This window comes from Aeromonas sp. QDB23 (genome assembly GCF_027707745.1).
Classification (GTDB): domain Bacteria; phylum Pseudomonadota; class Gammaproteobacteria; order Enterobacterales; family Aeromonadaceae; genus Aeromonas; species Aeromonas allosaccharophila.
Window position 1 is genome coordinate 1 of sequence record NZ_JAPCJA010000053.1, and the last position, 16139, is coordinate 16139.

General features: G+C 50.9%; 16 protein-coding genes and 2 pseudogenes. 3 read left to right on the top strand and 15 right to left on the bottom strand.

Annotated elements, in window-relative coordinates; translation table 11 throughout:
* The first annotated feature begins 68 nt into the window (after positions 1–68).
* Positions 69–686 (top strand): pseudaminic acid biosynthesis-associated methylase, encoded by a 618-nt coding sequence (locus PG888_RS18540; RefSeq protein WP_270815914.1) that lies wholly within the window; start codon positions 69–71, stop codon positions 684–686.
* Between the two features lie 130 nt (positions 687–816).
* Here PG888_RS18540 and PG888_RS18545 read toward each other — a convergent pair.
* A pseudogene (locus tag PG888_RS18545) lies at positions 817–996 on the bottom strand (IS4 family transposase); the annotation flags it as partial.
* A 69-nt stretch (positions 997–1065) separates the two neighbouring features.
* Between PG888_RS18545 and PG888_RS18550 the strand changes: the two are divergent.
* Positions 1066–1267: pseudogene (locus PG888_RS18550) on the top strand (transposase); the annotation flags it as partial.
* A 52-nt stretch (positions 1268–1319) separates the two neighbouring features.
* Here PG888_RS18550 and PG888_RS18555 read toward each other — a convergent pair.
* The 14 genes from PG888_RS18555 to PG888_RS18620 all read right to left on the bottom strand — a co-directional run bounded on the left by PG888_RS18555 (position 1320) and on the right by PG888_RS18620 (position 13837).
* Positions 1320–2237 carry an IS5 family transposase gene (locus PG888_RS18555; protein WP_270693978.1) on the bottom strand — a complete coding sequence of 306 codons (918 nt, stop codon included), beginning with the start codon at positions 2235–2237 and terminating at the stop codon, positions 1320–1322.
* Positions 2238–2335: 98 nt separating this feature from the next.
* Positions 2336–2989, bottom strand: coding sequence for a WbqC family protein (locus PG888_RS18560; RefSeq protein ID WP_270693979.1), 654 nt, complete (start codon positions 2987–2989; stop codon positions 2336–2338).
* Positions 2986–4008 carry a DegT/DnrJ/EryC1/StrS family aminotransferase gene (locus PG888_RS18565; protein WP_270693980.1) on the bottom strand — a complete coding sequence of 341 codons (1023 nt, stop codon included), beginning with the start codon at positions 4006–4008 and terminating at the stop codon, positions 2986–2988. The genes PG888_RS18560 and PG888_RS18565 overlap by 4 nt, the downstream gene beginning before the upstream one ends.
* Entirely contained in the window at positions 4005–4457 is a 453-nt protein-coding gene (locus tag PG888_RS18570; protein WP_270693981.1) for an acyltransferase, read from the bottom strand. Before PG888_RS18570 ends, PG888_RS18565 begins: the two co-directional genes overlap by 4 nt.
* The gene (locus tag PG888_RS18575) at positions 4457–5512 is read right to left on the bottom strand and encodes an N-acetylneuraminate synthase family protein (RefSeq protein ID WP_270693982.1); all 1056 of its coding nucleotides are present in this window, start codon (positions 5510–5512) and stop codon (positions 4457–4459) included. The genes PG888_RS18570 and PG888_RS18575 overlap by 1 nt, the downstream gene beginning before the upstream one ends.
* Positions 5509–6546, bottom strand: a complete 1038-nt coding sequence (gene pseG / locus PG888_RS18580; RefSeq protein WP_270693983.1) for a UDP-2,4-diacetamido-2,4,6-trideoxy-beta-L-altropyranose hydrolase — start codon at positions 6544–6546, stop codon at positions 5509–5511. Before pseG ends, PG888_RS18575 begins: the two co-directional genes overlap by 4 nt.
* The gene (locus PG888_RS18585) at positions 6546–7250 is read right to left on the bottom strand and encodes a PIG-L deacetylase family protein (protein WP_270693984.1); all 705 of its coding nucleotides are present in this window, start codon (positions 7248–7250) and stop codon (positions 6546–6548) included. The genes pseG and PG888_RS18585 overlap by 1 nt, the downstream gene beginning before the upstream one ends.
* Positions 7247–7957 (bottom strand): pseudaminic acid cytidylyltransferase, encoded by a 711-nt coding sequence (gene pseF, locus PG888_RS18590; protein WP_270693986.1) that lies wholly within the window; start codon positions 7955–7957, stop codon positions 7247–7249. The genes PG888_RS18585 and pseF overlap by 4 nt, the downstream gene beginning before the upstream one ends.
* 57 nt (positions 7958–8014) lie before the next feature.
* Positions 8015–9160, bottom strand: a complete 1146-nt coding sequence (gene pseC / locus PG888_RS18595; protein ID WP_270693988.1) for a UDP-4-amino-4,6-dideoxy-N-acetyl-beta-L-altrosamine transaminase — start codon at positions 9158–9160, stop codon at positions 8015–8017.
* Entirely contained in the window at positions 9157–10161 is a 1005-nt protein-coding gene (gene pseB, locus PG888_RS18600; protein ID WP_270693989.1) for a UDP-N-acetylglucosamine 4,6-dehydratase (inverting), read from the bottom strand. The genes pseC and pseB overlap by 4 nt, the downstream gene beginning before the upstream one ends.
* A 105-nt stretch (positions 10162–10266) precedes the next feature.
* The gene (locus tag PG888_RS18605; protein ID WP_270693990.1) at positions 10267–11091 is read right to left on the bottom strand and encodes a cobalamin-binding protein; all 825 of its coding nucleotides are present in this window, start codon (positions 11089–11091) and stop codon (positions 10267–10269) included.
* Positions 11084–12046, bottom strand: coding sequence for a cobalamin biosynthesis protein CobD/CbiB (locus tag PG888_RS18610; RefSeq protein WP_270693991.1), 963 nt, complete (start codon positions 12044–12046; stop codon positions 11084–11086). Before PG888_RS18610 ends, PG888_RS18605 begins: the two co-directional genes overlap by 8 nt.
* Complete coding sequence (mtnN, locus tag PG888_RS18615) at positions 12043–12735, bottom strand: 5'-methylthioadenosine/S-adenosylhomocysteine nucleosidase (RefSeq protein ID WP_270693992.1); 693 nt, start codon at positions 12733–12735, stop codon at positions 12043–12045. Before mtnN ends, PG888_RS18610 begins: the two co-directional genes overlap by 4 nt.
* A gap of 169 nt (positions 12736–12904) precedes the next feature.
* Positions 12905–13837: a ZIP family metal transporter gene (locus PG888_RS18620; RefSeq protein WP_270693993.1), complete on the bottom strand. Its 933-nt coding sequence runs from the start codon at positions 13835–13837 to the stop codon at positions 12905–12907.
* A gap of 337 nt (positions 13838–14174) precedes the next feature.
* Here PG888_RS18620 and PG888_RS18625 point away from each other — a divergent pair, with 337 nt between their 5' ends.
* Positions 14175–15806: a methyl-accepting chemotaxis protein gene (locus tag PG888_RS18625; protein ID WP_270693996.1), complete on the top strand. Its 1632-nt coding sequence runs from the start codon at positions 14175–14177 to the stop codon at positions 15804–15806.
* Positions 15807–16139: the final 333 nt, after the last annotated feature.

Below are 16139 nucleotides of genomic sequence, written 5' to 3' on the forward strand. Positions count from 1 at the left end.
GGGTGACGTGAGCGCGTTAAGGATCAGGGTGTTCACGTTGGCCGGAATGGCTGTTCAACTTCGCCGGAATACGCACGAGTACGGAGCAGGAAGACTTTTGGGCCGGCGAATTTGGCAATGCGTATGTTGAACGTAATAAAAATGAACGTTATGTGACCGATAATTTAGCATTTTTTAGCAAAGTTATAGCACGCACACAGAGGGTTAATAAAATTCTTGAGCTCGGTGCTAATGTAGGCCTTAATTTAATGGCTCTGAAGCACTTATTACCAAATGTGGAATTTTCGGCAGTTGAGATAAATGAGAAGGCTGCATTGGCATTAAAATGTAATGTTCCAGATGTTGACATATACCAAAAATCAATAGTTGATTTCACTTCTAATGAAGTCTGGGATTTTATTTTTACAAAAGGGGTGTTGATCCATATCAATCCAGATCAACTACCTAAAGTGTATGAGTTAATGTATCAGAAATCATCGCGCTATATACTCATTGCCGAGTATTACAATCAAACACCAACTGAAGTTAGTTATCGAGGGCATTCTGGAAAGCTCTTTAAAAGAGATTTTGCAGGGGAAATATTGAAAAAATTCCCTGATTTGTCATTGGTTGACTATGGCTTTATATATCATGGGGACACGAATTTTCCTCAAGATGATATTACTTGGTTCTTGCTTGAAAAATAGAATATCATCTTTATAAATAAAATATGAATAACAATAAAAAATGACCCAGCAAAATACAATCTGAGTCAGTAAATATCCCCCGGCAAAGCCGGGGGCTTTAATTTCTTAGCCCCTCAACATATACAGGACCTTAAGCGTTCAGCCCCTTTAAAACGCCTTCCAAGGTCCTGTTCTGTATAGATTTTCTCTGCTTGGTTTGGCAAGCGTTCTTGGCCAAATAATCAGCTGCCCATTCCAGTCTTTCCCTTATTTCTGTCAGCGCCCTATGGGCCACTGCCTCCAATAGCGGCAACCACCATGTCGTACTGTTCTGTAGTGGTCTAATCATCCCGGACACCATTTTAGGTGGTAGAGTCGCCACCATGACCTGAGGTGTTCAATGACAAGATTACGTCGCTCATTTACTGCCGAATTCAAACTCGAAGCCGCATCCCTGGTGCTCGACCAGGGATATTCTGTCCCCGAAGCCAGCCGTTCACTGGATGTCGGTGAAACCATACTTCGCCGCTGGGTTCAGCAACTGCAATCCGAACGAACCGGCACCACGCCTATCAGCAAAGCGCTGACCCCGGAGCAGGGCGTTGTTTCCCAAATCAACCATCAAGCCACAACTGCCCCAGCCCCAAGTGATCGTTACACTCGGGGCTTTCTGACAGGCAGACCAAGGGTGTTCAGTTTGTTGATTGCACCAACATACGCCATCACTTCCCCGACCTGACCGTTGTATGTTCGCAGACTGATTTTGCCCGTCATCAACTGCTTGAACCGATACATCGCCGTCTCCGCCAGCGAGCGCCGGTGATATCCCGACATCTTCTTCCAGTGCGCCAGCCCTTCCTTGCGCATCACCAGCACCGCCTCATTTCTCGGATGTCCCTTTTCCCATAACCCCGCGTTCTTGCGAGGCGGGATACAGGCTGTCGACCCTTTGCGCGAGATTAGCTGATGGCTGGCTTTGCTGTCATAGGCACCATCCGCATAAACACGTCCCAGCTTGCGCCGCAAAGGGTTGAGCAAGGTCGGCAACACCTCGGCATCATGGACATTTTCCAGCGAGACTTCCGCCGCCACGATATCGTGAGTGGCTGGGTCTACCGCCAGATGCAACTTGCGCCAGATTCGCCGTTTCTCAGCGCCGTGTTTTCTGACCTTCCACTCGCCTTCACCAAACACCTTCAGCCCGGTTGAGTCGATAACCAAGTCGGTAATACGTCCCTTTGGGGGCTCTCGATAAGCCACCGTCACTGTGCGTGCTCGCTTGCTGACGCAGCTGTAATCGGGGGCACAAAGCGGTACGTTCATCAACTCGAACAGGGAGTCGAGTAGTCCCTGAGTGGCCCGCAGAGTGAGGTTGAAAATCCCCTTGAGCATCAGGAAGGTACAGATGGTCTGGTCAGTGTAAAGCTGGCTGCGCCCCCGCCGCCCATGATGGTCGTGGTGAAACCAGTTGCTCATAGCCTCGGCATCAACCCAGAAGGTGAGTGAACCACGGTTAATCAAAGACTTGTTGTATGTAGGCCAGTTGGTGATGGGGTGAAGCGACTTGCCCATGATGCAGACTTGAAGGGGATGGTGGTGATCAGATCACCAAGTCCTCAGTTAGTTCCATTCAAGCTGCATCGATTTGGGAAACAACGCCGGGCAGAGCCTTATTTAACGTTGAACCAGTAGTCAACAATGCCCATGAAAGGGATGAACGAACCAAACAATTGCGGGTAGGGCGTTGGTTCGAAGTAATCGTAATCCAGCTTTATCCCATTTGATATGAAATTATTTTCCTCCAGATAGTTTTTTCCCATAGGGCCAGAAAGATAGGTCGTTGCACCTACTTCTTGGCAGATATCTAAGATAAGATCTGACTTTTTTGATGAAATATTCAGTGATGAAGACCTGATTATTTTTGTGTTAATATTTAGCTCATCTAGCCAAAATAACAGATGATTAAAACACAGATCGGCAAGGAGAGTCTCATTATTGTCATATATTTTATATATCTGTTCATATTTTTCATGAAATGAAGCGGCTTTCGAGTAGCTGCTTTTTATTGACATTAAATGATTTTTTCGCCAGTCGATATCTCTTGCAATTTCTATATCTAATAGACTCTTGCTTAAGTGGCCCTTTTTTTTGACAGGGATAGTTAGCCAATATGGGCCATTGGCCCCCTTAATTAAATTTCGGTTGGTAAAACTATTCTTTTCAAATTGTACCGTGTCGAGAAATATAAATAAGTCGCTCTTCTTGATGCGTTCTATGTATCCTAGCCAAGGTAGATATGCGGGTTGATGGATGCTGATGATCATAATTTTAGTGCCCTCGTACAGACAGAAATGATTTTATTGACGTCATTATCTGAAAGGGAAGGGTAGATGGGTGTTGAGAGTGTTTTTTTGCTTAAATCGGCTGCATTAGGTACCAATGTATTTGTAGTAAGCAGTTCATCCTCTGTGGCTGGTACTATGGATCTGAGACCACTTTCAAGCAAAGCATTTTGACAGGATATGACCTTTATACTATCAGTGAAAATCACGGCGCTAAAAAACCTAACCGATGTCACATATTGGCTTATGCTGTTAATAATTGGAAGACCTGCTCCCTGATATATTTTAAATATATTGGCGCGACGAAAAATAAACTCAGGCAATTTTTTAAATTGCTCTCTGGCAATGGCTGCCTGAATATCTTTCATCTGAAAGTTAAATCTTGGGATGGCATCGACAATTGAGTTATAATCTCTCATTTTTCTTGCCAGATCGGAGATATCTCTATTTCTCGATATTATAATTCCACCTTGCCCTCCACTCATTATAATTTTAGTTGCACCGAGAGAAAATACACCAATATCTCCGAAAAGACCTACTTGTATATTTTTTATCTTAGCACCAAGAGCTTGCGCAGCATCTTCAATTAAAAAATAGCTTATTTTGTTATCCACGTTCAAATCTGGCGGGCCAAACATATGGGCGATGACATAAATGTCTGCATTGCTTTTTTTTAATGAGGCGTTTACTACTACTTCTTCAATATCCAAGAAATTGGGTATACCACCAGATAACTGTATCGTATTTAATATAGACCGGCATGAGTAGGCAGAGGCAGATATATATCTTTTTTTGGCATTTCCTATCGTTAATGCCATATAAAGTGCGGCAGAGCCACTACTGACAGCGACAATATTTTCTGCTAGCAAGTTTATATAGTCACCAGACTCTTGCTCTAAGGCTAAGACCTCTTCTCCTTGTGCAATCCATCCGGATGCTAATACTCTATCTGCTGCTTGAGACTCCTCATGACTAAGTGTCTGCTTATTATGCGGGATCATTTTTTTTGATCTTTTTTCAAATAGTAACCGTCCTTTACAATCATAGGGTTACCAATTACTAATGAGTATGGAGGAATATGGCCAGTATCAACAATTGTACCGGCAGCAACGACAGAATGATGCCCTATGTAGACACCACCTTTTATTACGCAATGGGATCCCACAAAGACATTATTCTCCAAGATAATATCTTTTCTATCAATAGACTTTGCTAGCTCAATGCACCTCAAGTGAGAATCTGCGCAGTTAATAGTAACAAAGGATGCAATATCGCAGTGAGCACCAATTACAACGTTAGCACCTGTAGCATTAACTTCGCTAAAGGCACCAATATAAACATTTTCTCCAATATCAGGATTGCCTAATATCCATACTAAGGGATGGTAAGGATTGTCTTTGAAAGTAGTCAAATCATGAAAATGCTGCTTGTATTCATCTTGCTTCATCATTATATGTCTTCCCAAGAAAGTAAAGTGCCCTTCTGAAGACGGTGTTTTGCCACCCTCCCCAGCACATCGTCGAGGTGAATTGGTGGTAGCCCATTACCAGGTCTGCGCAATCCGATGTTTATATTACTGAGTATCTCACCTGGCGTAATGTCTTTTAATATAGTGATGCTTCGGCGAGCCAATACTTTCATATCTTGCTCTGCAATCGTAGGTCTTATAAGAGGAGAGCCAAGCATCAGATGTGCGTCTTTGATCGCAGATATCCATGCTCGAGCCCCGTTGGGATCTTCTGAAAACCAATGGTCTGGACCAGGTAATTGATGATCGAGTGTGAAGTGCTTCTCGAATACCACAGCGCCTAAACCATATGCAATTGCTGCAGCCAAGGGCCCTTGGGTATGGTCTGAAAATCCCAATACTAAATTTGGGAACGCTGCCGCTAGAGTTTTTAATTTACTCAGATTTACATCAGCTACTGGTGTCGGGTATTGAGATGTACATAGCATCAATACGACAGGTTTACCTTCCATTGCACCTGTAACATCAAGAGCCTGATAAACTTCCCCAAGATTAGCCATTCCACAAGAGATGAGAAGTGGTAATCCAGTGGCACTATACTGCTTAAGCAAGGGAATATTGGTAAAGTCATCAGAGCCTACTTTTAGCGCAGAAACACCTAGTTGAAGTAGCAACTCCATATCAGTAACATTTTGCGGTGTAGATAAAAAAGTTATCTTTTTTTCGTCGCAGAAATTTTTTATGCTATGCCATTCTGCTACTGAAAATTCGTAGCGACGGAACATATCCCGCATCGACTCAGTCACTTTTTTACCTTGTGAGCTGTAGGTAAAGAGTAACTCTGGATCGCCGACAAATTCATCAGCTTTGAAGGTTTGAAATTTAATAGCATTGGCACCCGCTGATTTAGCGACAGATATCATTTTTTTTGCGATATTTATATCACCATTATGATTAATCCCTGCCTCAAGTATGATATACGGCTCCCTATTCTCTACCGGTTTGTTAGAAAATAGAGTGTTGATATCAACTGTCATTTCATCTTCTCCAGAGTAGATACAATAGATGACGCAACATAGCTTGCTCCGTTACCATCGGTAATCGACATAGCCGCTATGGACATATTATTTATTAGGTTGGGGTCAAGGCGCTCAACTGCAGTACGATAATCTGTGGCAGTAAGGTTATCTACCATACCTAAATTAATTACTGCACCCAATTCATGTAGTATTGCTGCAATAGGGACCTGATTATCCGCCTGAGTGCTGATTAATGCAGGTAGCCCCATACAGCAACGTTCCCAGGACGCACTCCCTCCAGCACCTATAGCAAGGTCTGCATCGAGCATCAGCCTAGCCATATGTGGAGTCTGTATATGCAGAGTAGAGTGTGTTGAGCTACATAACTTTAATAACCGGCTTCGATGTGGATTTTTGCCACCAATAACGACATCTATTTTAAAGTTTTTATTTGCAGCCAATACCCCTAGCAGAGCTTTTTCCGTTTCATTATCTGGATCTGTGCCACCAAAGAAAATAATTATTTTTTCCAGCTTGCTTCTTGTCTTTACACGATGTCTGAGGTGTTGGAAGGATTCAGACAATAGGGCATAGCGAGGGCCGAAGAAGCAGACACACTCTTTAGAGATATTATCCACATAGTAATTTTCACTTTTAATGACATTCTGGTCTAGAAGAAACTGGCTGCAATGGGAACGGAAAATATCATCTATTGCCAGTAACGAAATGTCGGATGAAATAATTACTTCTTCCCAATCCATGCCCAGCTGGTAATGATCGACTACCACAAGTTTCGTGGGGGTCGATAGGTTAGATAACGTAGCATAAGCATCAGCTTGCTCGCTTTCACCAAGAGAATGTAGAGGTGAGGAGGTCAATATTCTATATTCATGCCCCTTTCTAACCACCTCCTCATAGAGTGCATCCCCATTAGGTGAAAAAATAAAGACAGATTTTATACCTAATTTCTTAAATGCGTCAGCAAGTGCAAGGCAGCGCATAACATGCCCATATCCTAAGCTCATTGATGCGTCGGTACGAAATATAATCATTAGGCACCTAATATGTGTCGGCCAAGCATGAAGGCCTCAGCATAATGATATCCTACAGAGGCCCCTCGCCATTTTGCTAAGTATTCTACAGCTTCAAGTGATCGAGGATGCGGGTAGGAGCGCATCTCTGAAGCATATGCTTCGAGAGCCAGCTTTTTTTTATGCCAGTATGACGTAATGTCTACGAACCAATTGGGTGAGAAGGGATAAGCAGATGCCGCAGGGCGCCATTCTGTACTTGATGCAATCTCAAAAAAGAGAACTGTTTGGGGTTTTCTTCCGGGTAAGGGGCGGGTTGCTGCGATAACGGCATCATGTATTACTCTATGATCTATGTTCACATCACCAACATGATGGGTATAAACAATATCTGGTTGCCATTCATTTATCTCGGTTTCGACAACTTTAATGACATCAAGCAGATCGACACTATCCATCCTGTTATCTGGGAAGTCTAGTAAGTTGAGTCTCTTTACACCTAGAATGCTATTTGCCATCTGTGCAGCGCTATTTAGCTCAGTTAACTCCGTCATTACCACCGAGCGTTCTCGTTTGGAGAGTCTAGAAGTTGCACCTTCAGCCATGATAAGAACCGATACTTGGTCACCTCGCTCGCTATGGTTAGCAATTGTTGCTCCGCATCCCAAAACTTCATCATCAGGGTGTGCGGCAACGACAAGCACTTTTCGAGAGGATGTTGTCATACGATAAGACCTTGCTGTTTTTGAAGTTGCCACATAAGTTCAGCCTGATGCCAATCCTCAAGTGTATCGATATCTATAACCAGATGACGTGGTAATATCAGTGGTGTAGCTAGACGGCCGAACAAAATATTACTCTCAAGCCAAGCATATTGGGTGCCCCAATAAAATTGTCCTGCGTCATGTAAAACCAAAGGGAGGTCCTGAGAGCGGGTGGGAAAGTGTTCGGGGAAAAGCATTTCGACACCATCACCAGATCGTACAAATCCTCTGTAAGGAGAGTAATCAAATGTACCGGCACTAAAAACAAAATGCTGATGGCTCTCCTCAAGCATCTTTAGGCCAGTGCGTAGATCATCTGCACGCACGAAAGGTGCTGTTGCATAAAGACAGCACACAGAACTGAGTCGCCATCCTTGTGAGATGGCCCAGTTGATGGCGTGTGCGATCACTTCTTGGGTTCCCGCATGGTCATCTGCCAATTCCGGAGGACGGATAAATGGCACACTGGCCCCATGTTTGTGGGCCACGTCTGCGATCTGTTCATCATCGGTTGAGACAATGATTTGATCAAAACAGCCCGCGTCCTGTGCAGCCCTAATTGAGTGCACAATCATAGGGACACCAGCAAAAGGACGGATATTCTTACCCGGAATGCGTTTGCTGCCTCCCCGCGCAGGGATGATGGCCAAGATCTGTGATGTGGTCATAGGAGTTTCCATGTCATCGAGGTCGGGCTGTCGAGAGTGATACACACTATTTTATGACTAGCGGGCCAAGCGTTGTATAGCTTGGATCACGTGGCTCTGCTCTTCGTCACTCAGAGTGAAATAGAGAGGCAAAGAGAGGCAATGCTGATAATAACGCTCTGCTACCGGACATGATCCTGTTTTGTCTCCATATTGCTCACGATACCAAGGATGATGATAAACAGGAATATAGTGAACTTGAGTGCCAATGCCGTCAGCCATCAATGAATAAATGACCTGGCTGCGACTCTTACCAATGGCTGCATAATCTATCTCTACCACATAGAGATGGAAACAAGAGGAGAACCCCTCCATTTCCTGGGGGGTCTTCAGCCAGGGCAGTTCTGCCAGTGCCTGGTTATATTGCGCTACCAAGGTACGACGGCGCGCCTTGAACAGGTCTAGGCGTTGTAACTGGCTTAAGCCCAAAGCCGCCTGCATGTCAGTCATGCGGTAATGCCAGCCAAGCGTCTGCATCTCGTGATACCAGGGCCCCGATTGTTGGTGGAGGAGAGCAGGATCTTTGGTAATGCCATGGCTGCGTAGCAGCAACATGCGCTGATACAACACAGGATCATTGGTCATCACGGCCCCGCCCTCACCACTGGTGATCGTTTTGACTGGATGGAATGAGAACACTGTTGCATCCGAAAACAGGCAATTGCCCACCGGACTGCCGTCTGAATAGCAGGAACCAATTGCATGGGCCGCATCTTCGATGATCTTTAGACCATGCTCTTTTGCAATGAGGGACAGAGCCGGCATGTCCGCAGGTTGGCCTGCAAAATGGACGGGGCTGAGTAACCGGGTAGCTGGAGTAATACGGGCCGATACTGAGCTGGGGGATAGGTTATAGCTGATTGGGTCTATATCGGCGAATACAGGCTTGATACCACAGTAAGCCATACTGTTGGCCGTGGCAGCAAAGGTATTGGGTGTAGTGATCCCTTCGCTACCTTCGGGTAATTCCATCGCTGCGACTGCCAGATGCAAGGCCGCTGTGCCGCTTGCGACCACCAGACAGTACCTAGCCCCTGTGTAGGCACAAAGTGCCTGTTCGAATTCGGCAACTTTCGGGCCTTGAGTCAAGAAGTTGGAGCTTAGCACTGCATTGACTGCGGCTATATCTGCCGCTGAAATGTCCTGCTTACCATAGGGGATCATTCCGCCAATACCTCCTTGTTGAGCTGTTGCAACTCAACCTGAGACATGAAGACGGGATTATTGAGAGAGTTGTATTCAAATCCTATAGGCACGCTGCAACCTTGCTCTCCTATGGCACTGACAGAGAAGTCATCACTACGGTGATTGAAGGTGATGCTTGGGGCGATGACGTAATAGTCTTTGAACTCATAGGTATGGTAGGAGTCATCGGCCGGGCACATCACCTCGTGCAGCTTCTCGCCTGGGCGGATGCCGATGATCTCCTGAGGCAGCTCGGGGGCCATGGCGCTGGCGAGGTCCGTGATGCGCACCGACGGGATCTTGGGAACGAACACTTCGCCCCCCTTCATGCGGACAAAGTTGGTCAGCACGAATTCCACCCCCTGTTGCAGGGTGAGCCAGAAGCGGGTCATCTCCCCATGGGTGATGGGCAAGCGGCTGGCGCCTTCCTTGATCAGCCGATCGAAGAAGGGCACCACAGATCCACGGGATCCCACCACGTTGCCGTAGCGCACAACTGAAAAGATGGTCGGGTGCTTGCCCGCCATATTATTGGCGGCCACGAACAATTTGTCTGAGCAGAGCTTGGTGGCGCCATAGAGGTTGACCGGGTTGGCGGCCTTGTCGGTGGAGAGGGCGATCACCTTCTCGACCCCGTTGTTGAGCGCAGCCTTGATGACGTTTTCGGCGCCCCCGACGTTGGTTTTGATGCACTCCATGGGATTGTACTCGGCTGCTGGCACCTGCTTGAGGGCAGCGGCATGGACCACGAAGTCCACGCCGTGCATGGCCATATTGAGCCGCTCGGCATCGCGAACATCGCCGATAAAATAGCGCATGCAGGGATGGTTGAAACGCTGCTGCATTTCAAACTGCTTGAGCTCATCACGGGAGTAGACGATCAGTCGTGCGGGTTGGTAGCGGGATAGCACGGTTGCAATGAATTTCTTGCCAAATGACCCGGTGCCACCGGTAACCAGGATTGTTTTTCCATTAAACATGACGGTGTCCCATGATGAAGATTGGTATCTATAGAATTCTAAAGCACTTTTTATGCCATTTGCAGGCTTATATTGGCAGGCGTGATCTGAATGGCGGTTTTTTGGCTACTTGTTGTCGTGTCTGGCAATGGCCTGGCATACCTGCTCTACCGCATTGAGGGCTCTGGGGGTGAAGCGGTGCAGCTCGTCCGAATTGATCAGGTCGAGTCGCCGATGCTGCACGGCGTCGAGATTTGGCCACTTCTGCCAGTGACGCAGGGCGTCAGGATCTTGACTCCCTGCCAGGATCAGCGCCGGATTGGCTCTGATCACCTGTTCCATGCCCAGTTGCGGGTAGGGGGTTTTGGCATTCGCCATGACGTTGATCCCGCCGCAGAGTTCGATGGCCTGAGCGGGCCAGGCATTACCACTGACGCTGGTGAGCGGTGGGTACCAGAGCTGGTAGAACACCTTGACGCCGGTTGGCTGGCCATAACGCTGTTGCAGCTCATGCAGGTGCGCCAGATAGTGATCGGCGGCTTCGTCGGCACTCTTCTCCACACCCAGCAATTTGCCGAGAGTCCGCATCTCGATGGCCAGAGAGGCAAAATCGGTGGGCTCCGAGTAGAAAACCGGGATCCCGAGTTGCTCCAACGGGGCCAGCATTCGTGACTGGGCCGAGCGCCAGCCGAGGATCAAGTCCGGCTTTTGCGCTAGCAGGGCCTCGACATTGATGCTGCGATAATTGGCCACCTTGGGCTTGGTTTTCACCTCCGTGGGATAGTCTGAGGCATCATCAACGGCCACCAGCCTGTCACCGGCACCGATGTCATAAAGCAGTTCGGTAAGATGGGGCACCACGCTCACCACCCGGCTCGGTGTGGCCGCCAGCAGCGCACCGGGCAACCATGCCAGCAGTGTGCAGGACAGCAATCGCAGCCATCTAACCATGAAATAACCCTGCCACCGTGACAAGCAGCGCCAGCATCAACCAGCCCCAGCCCATTGCTTGCAGAATATTGAGTACCTTGCGCGGTGACTCGCCATCGGGGTCATTACCGCTGCCAAGTATCGGCCAGCGTTGCAAGGTTCCCTGATAATAGCGGGGGCCACCAAGGCGGATCCGGCACTTGCCAGCAAGTAGCGTCAGCAGCATCCCGATAGCGGGATAGGGCCAGAGCGCACCGCTTCGCAGCAGTTGAGTGGCCTGCCTGATTCGGGGCAGCAGGAGCGGCAGTCCCAGCAGCAGGATAGTGGGGGCATTGAGTCCCTGATAGAGGGCGCTGGCGGCACGGCCAAAATAGCCAAAGGCGGGATCCTTCATGCTCCAGCCCTGGCTCATCAGCTGGGTCAGCCGCCAGAGCAGGGCTCCCTGCACCCCGGCGAGAGCGTACCCCAGCAGCGGGCCAGCCCATTGGCCGACCAGACGCAGGGCGCAACTTTCGGTCATCGCTTTGGTAATGCCCATGGCAGAAAGTTTGCCGGTCTCCCGCTTGAGCCAAGGGGCAGACTGCAATCGGGCCAGCGGCAGGGTCTCCTGCGTGGCGAGCGAGCGGGTGGCATGGGCGAGTTCGCGCAGCGGACGGGATTCGATCATCAGCAGCAGGAACAACAGGTCAAACAGCGGCTCACTCAAGGCCAGATTGCGCAATGACCAGAGTCCGGCCGCGCAGGGAACCCAGACCACCAGCATCGCCAGCATGCCCGCGTGCCGCTGCTGGCGTGGTGTGCCATCGGCTCTGTGCACCTTGTGACCCAGTCGGGTCAGCAGGGGCGTGACGGCCGAGAGCCGCAGATGAGATGGCCACGGGATCACCGCTTCCAGCAGGGCCGCCCCCACCAGGATGGCCGCCGTCGTCGAGAGGAGGGCGTCGGCCATCACTTCGAGTGAGCCGGTTTCGATCACAGCTTGCCGAGCATCTTGATGATCATTTCGGCGGAGTGCTTTCCAGCCACTTCGATAAAGGCATCGAAGGATTCAACCTGTTCCTTGCCCGCGATGTCGGACATGGCGCGCACTACCAGATAGGGCACTTTGAACATGTGGCACACCTGGCCGATGGCAGCCCCTTCCATCTCGACTGCCAGCATCAGCGGGAAGTCGGCGCGGGCCTTGGCGATGGCGTCCGGTTTGCACATGAACTGATCACCAGTGCAGATAAGGCCAACCTTGGTCTGGTGCTTGCCCTGCTCGGCAATGCAATTCTGGGCGACTGCGATGAGCTGCTCGTCGCAGGGGAAGGCGGCGGGTTGTTGCGCCATCTGACCCATCTCGTAGCCAAAGGCGGTCACGTCCACATCGTGGAAACGCATCTCGCTGGCGATCACCACATCACCGATGTGCAGATCCTGGGCAAAGCCGCCCGCAGAGCCGGTATTGATGACGCAGTCGGGGGCAAACTTTTCCAGCAGCAGGCTGGTGGCCACGCTGGCGGCAACTTTACCGATGCCGGAGCGGGTCAGGATCACTTCTTTGTCTGCCAGCATCCCTTGATAGAACTCGCAGCCGCCCAGTTGTAGGGTAGTGGGGTTGCTCATCTGGCTGCGCAGCAGGGCTACTTCTTGCTCCATGGCGCCGATAATACCTACTTTCATTGCTGACCTCGTCTTGCTAGCCGTGTGGCTGAATTTAAGTTGCTGTAGATCATAACAAAAGATGGCGTCGGCGCCGAGAGGCACAAGCGAAAGGAGAGATGAACGACGGCACGCCGTATGGTGTGCCGTCAGTTGCTGATTCAGCGTGGGATGGAAACGAGTCGAGCGTTTAGCCGAGAGCGGTATCGAGTGTCATCATCAGGGCAAAGCCCGCCATCAGGCCGAGGGTGGCATAGGTCTGATGGCCGTTGCGGTGGGTCTCGGGGATCACCTCGTGGGAGACCACGAACAGCATGGCACCGGCAGCGAGTCCAAGCCCTATCGGGTAGGCGATGGCCAGGCCGCTTGAGAGCCCCACCCCGAGCAGGGCGCCCAGAGGTTCCAGCAGGCCGCTGGCGATGGCAACCAGCACCGCCACTGAGGGACGAAAACCTGCGGCGCACATGGCCAGCGCCACTGCCAGTCCTTCCGGAATATCCTGCAGCGCGATGGCGGTGGTGAGCGGCAGCCCGACCGACATATCCCCTTGCGAGAAGCTCACCCCGATGGCCATCCCCTCCGGCAGGTTGTGCAGGGCGATGGCAAAGACAAACAGCCAGACCCGGGAGCACTGCTCGTGGCCGGGACCGCAGGGGCCGGTTTTGTCATGCTCGTGCGGGGTGAACTGATCCAGCCCCAGCATCAACAGCACCCCGAGGGTCATGCCGACTACCACCACGGCGGCAGCACTAAAGCCGTTGCCGGTGATCCCCTCGGCGGCTTCCAGCCCAGGTAGCAGCAGGGAGAAGGCACTGGCGGCCAGCATCATGCCAGCGGCAAAGCCCAACATGGTGTCCTCGACCTTTTGCGGCACCGCCCGCAGGAACAGGGCGGGCAGAGCGCCAATGGCGGTGGCGGCAAAACCGGCTGCCCCCCCGATAAGTCCGTAGCGCACGCCGCTGGTTACGTCGCCGGTCGCCAGCATGATCAGGCTCTGCAGCAACAGGAGCAGCACCGCGACCAGCGCGATAAAGAGGCCGAGAGCGGTGAGCGGGCGGCTTTGCATCTGGCTGCGCAGTTGCTGTGACCAGGATAACGGGGGGAGGGCAGAGAGATGGTCCATGACATGACCTCGGATGTGCAAAGTGGATGGTGGCATTACATCGACTCGGCAGCCCCTTGTCCATGTCTGCAAGACGATTGCCACTATCGAGAAAATGGCGCTAGGTGAATATGAGATTTTTTGTGATCCGGCTCTGATTGTTGGTTTTGTTAAGTTGCTTTTAATTTTTAAAGAAAAGTGAGGGTGTGGTCGCTTTGTGCTAGAGTGCGCGCCTTTGCGGAACTCTATCTTCCCGGTGTTCTGCATTTTTCCCGTCAGGAAGGTCCGGGGATTTGCTCATAGGGACGTGATCGCCACACTCCATTCGCCCGTCAGCAGTAGAGGATCACCCGCCACTATGTTTTACAAGAATCTCTCCATCGGTAAAAAAATTGCCGTGGTCTTTGCGGTCATTGCCGCCGTCAACGTGATATTCGGTATATTTCTCTCCAGCGAGTTGCGCGGTGTGCGTGATCGGGTGTTGAACTTTACCGACTCTACGCTGCCGAGTGTCCTGTCGGTCGAAACCCTGCTCTATGACGTCTCCTATGTCCGTCGAGCCCAGTTTGCCTTGCTGATGGTGAATGATTCCGCTGATCTGCAAGCTCGTCGCAGCCGGATCCAACAGAACATCCAGAAAGTAGACAACGCATTTCACGCTTATGAGGCGACAGTCGGAGCTGATCATGAGCGTCAGGTGTTTAATCAAGCCAAACAACAGTGGCTCAGTTATCAACGTTCAGTGAACGAGTTTGATCAACTGCTGGTACAAGGACAACAAGATCAGGCCAAGGAACAGTTGTTTGCCTCGAATGCGGCTTTCGGCTCTCTGGAGCAGGCAGTTAATGCTCTTATCGATGTGAATCTTGGTTTTGTGAAGGAAAACCGCAGCAGCTTGCTTGGCAGTGTCAGTATGGTGATCTCGTTTGCCATGGTGAGCATCGGGAGCCTGCTGCTGTTTATGATCGCGATGACCTGGTTCCTGACTCGTCAAATCTGTCTGCCACTGCAGGCCGTGGTGGCGCAGGCCAATGCCATTGCTGCGGGCGATTTGACTCACCAACTGGAGCGCCAGCATATCGGTCGTGACGAGCTGGGTGCGCTGGCGAAGGCCTCCCTCAAGATGCAGGATAACCTGCGTGGCCTGATTGAAGAGGTGGTAGCGGCGGTTACCCAACTGGGCGCTGCGATTGAAGAGGTAAGCGCGGTTTCCGAGCAGTCCGCCAAAGGGATCCAGAGTCAGCAGCAAGAGATTTCGCTGGTGGCAACGGCCATGACCCAGATGAAGGCGACCGTTGCCGATGTAGCGGGCAATACCGAGAGCGCCTCCGAATCAGCCAGCTCCGCCAATGCGTTGGCCCGCAGTGGCAATCAGGATGTGCAGCGCTCGCTGGTGGCGATCACCCGTGTAGCTGAAGAGATTGAGCAGGCCGGCACGCTGGTGGCCGAGCTGGAGCGCGAATCTGCCCAGATCAATGTAGTGGTCGATGTCATTCGCGGTATTGCCGATCAGACCAATCTGCTGGCCCTCAACGCCGCGATTGAGGCTGCCCGTGCTGGTGAGCAGGGCCGCGGCTTTGCGGTGGTCGCCGATGAAGTGCGCACCCTGGCTGGTCGTACCCAGGCCTCTACTGGTGAGATCGTTGCCATCATCGAAACCCTGCAGTCTCGCGCCAATCAGGCGAAAGAGGTGACCGGGCTGAGCTGTGACATGATCCGCCAGTGCGTGATCCAAAGCGAGCAGACCGGTACCGGTATCCAGCAGATCGAAGAGGCGGTGGCGCAGATCGCCGATATGGCGATCCAGATTGCCAGCGCCTGTGGTGAGCAGGATGCGGTGTCTGACGAGCTGGGTCGCAACGTCGAGCGGATCAATGAATCCGCCAATGAGGTGGCACAGGGGGCGGATCATACTGCCCGCGCGTGTCTGGAGCTGAGCCAGCTGGCTGTTGGCCTGAGACAGACTATCGGGCGCTTTCGTCTCGCCTGAAGAGTTGGCTGATACATATCATCCAAGCACCCGGCTATATGCCGGGTGTTTTTTATCTCTCGGTTGGCAATCAATCGGGCTGGCTTGCATCTGTATCAGCGGAATAAGTGCTGGGCTGGTAAGAAGGGAGTCATTGCTATGTCATCTCCGTATGGGTCTCGGTAACGAGAGTTTGGGTAACTGCGCATTTGATCGCGAGATATAGCTGACAACTTGGAGTGGAAGTCTGGTAATGAGGGGATATGGCATGCAGAAATGTGGGGGGACGGGGGGCGTCATCGTTGGTGCAGTGTGGGCTGTATTGCGGAGATAAATTGCAGAGACAAAAAAACC

Coding starts and splice junctions, on each gene's coding strand:
- PG888_RS18555 (WP_270693978.1), bottom strand. CDS start 2,237: ATGGGCAAGTCGCTTCACCCCATCACCAACTGGCCTACATACAACAAG.
- PG888_RS18560 (WP_270693979.1), bottom strand. CDS start 2,989: ATGATCATCAGCATCCATCAACCCGCATATCTACCTTGGCTAGGATAC.
- PG888_RS18565 (WP_270693980.1), bottom strand. CDS start 4,008: ATGATCCCGCATAATAAGCAGACACTTAGTCATGAGGAGTCTCAAGCA.
- PG888_RS18570 (WP_270693981.1), bottom strand. CDS start 4,457: ATGATGAAGCAAGATGAATACAAGCAGCATTTTCATGATTTGACTACT.
- PG888_RS18575 (WP_270693982.1), bottom strand. CDS start 5,512: ATGACAGTTGATATCAACACTCTATTTTCTAACAAACCGGTAGAGAAT.
- pseG (WP_270693983.1), bottom strand. CDS start 6,546: ATGATTATATTTCGTACCGACGCATCAATGAGCTTAGGATATGGGCAT.
- PG888_RS18585 (WP_270693984.1), bottom strand. CDS start 7,250: ATGACAACATCCTCTCGAAAAGTGCTTGTCGTTGCCGCACACCCTGAT.
- pseF (WP_270693986.1), bottom strand. CDS start 7,957: ATGACCACATCACAGATCTTGGCCATCATCCCTGCGCGGGGAGGCAGC.
- pseC (WP_270693988.1), bottom strand. CDS start 9,160: ATGATCCCCTATGGTAAGCAGGACATTTCAGCGGCAGATATAGCCGCA.
- pseB (WP_270693989.1), bottom strand. CDS start 10,161: ATGTTTAATGGAAAAACAATCCTGGTTACCGGTGGCACCGGGTCATTT.
- PG888_RS18605 (WP_270693990.1), bottom strand. CDS start 11,091: ATGGTTAGATGGCTGCGATTGCTGTCCTGCACACTGCTGGCATGGTTG.
- mtnN (WP_270693992.1), bottom strand. CDS start 12,735: ATGAAAGTAGGTATTATCGGCGCCATGGAGCAAGAAGTAGCCCTGCTG.
- PG888_RS18620 (WP_270693993.1), bottom strand. CDS start 13,837: ATGGACCATCTCTCTGCCCTCCCCCCGTTATCCTGGTCACAGCAACTG.
- PG888_RS18625 (WP_270693996.1), top strand. CDS start 14,175: ATGTTTTACAAGAATCTCTCCATCGGTAAAAAAATTGCCGTGGTCTTT.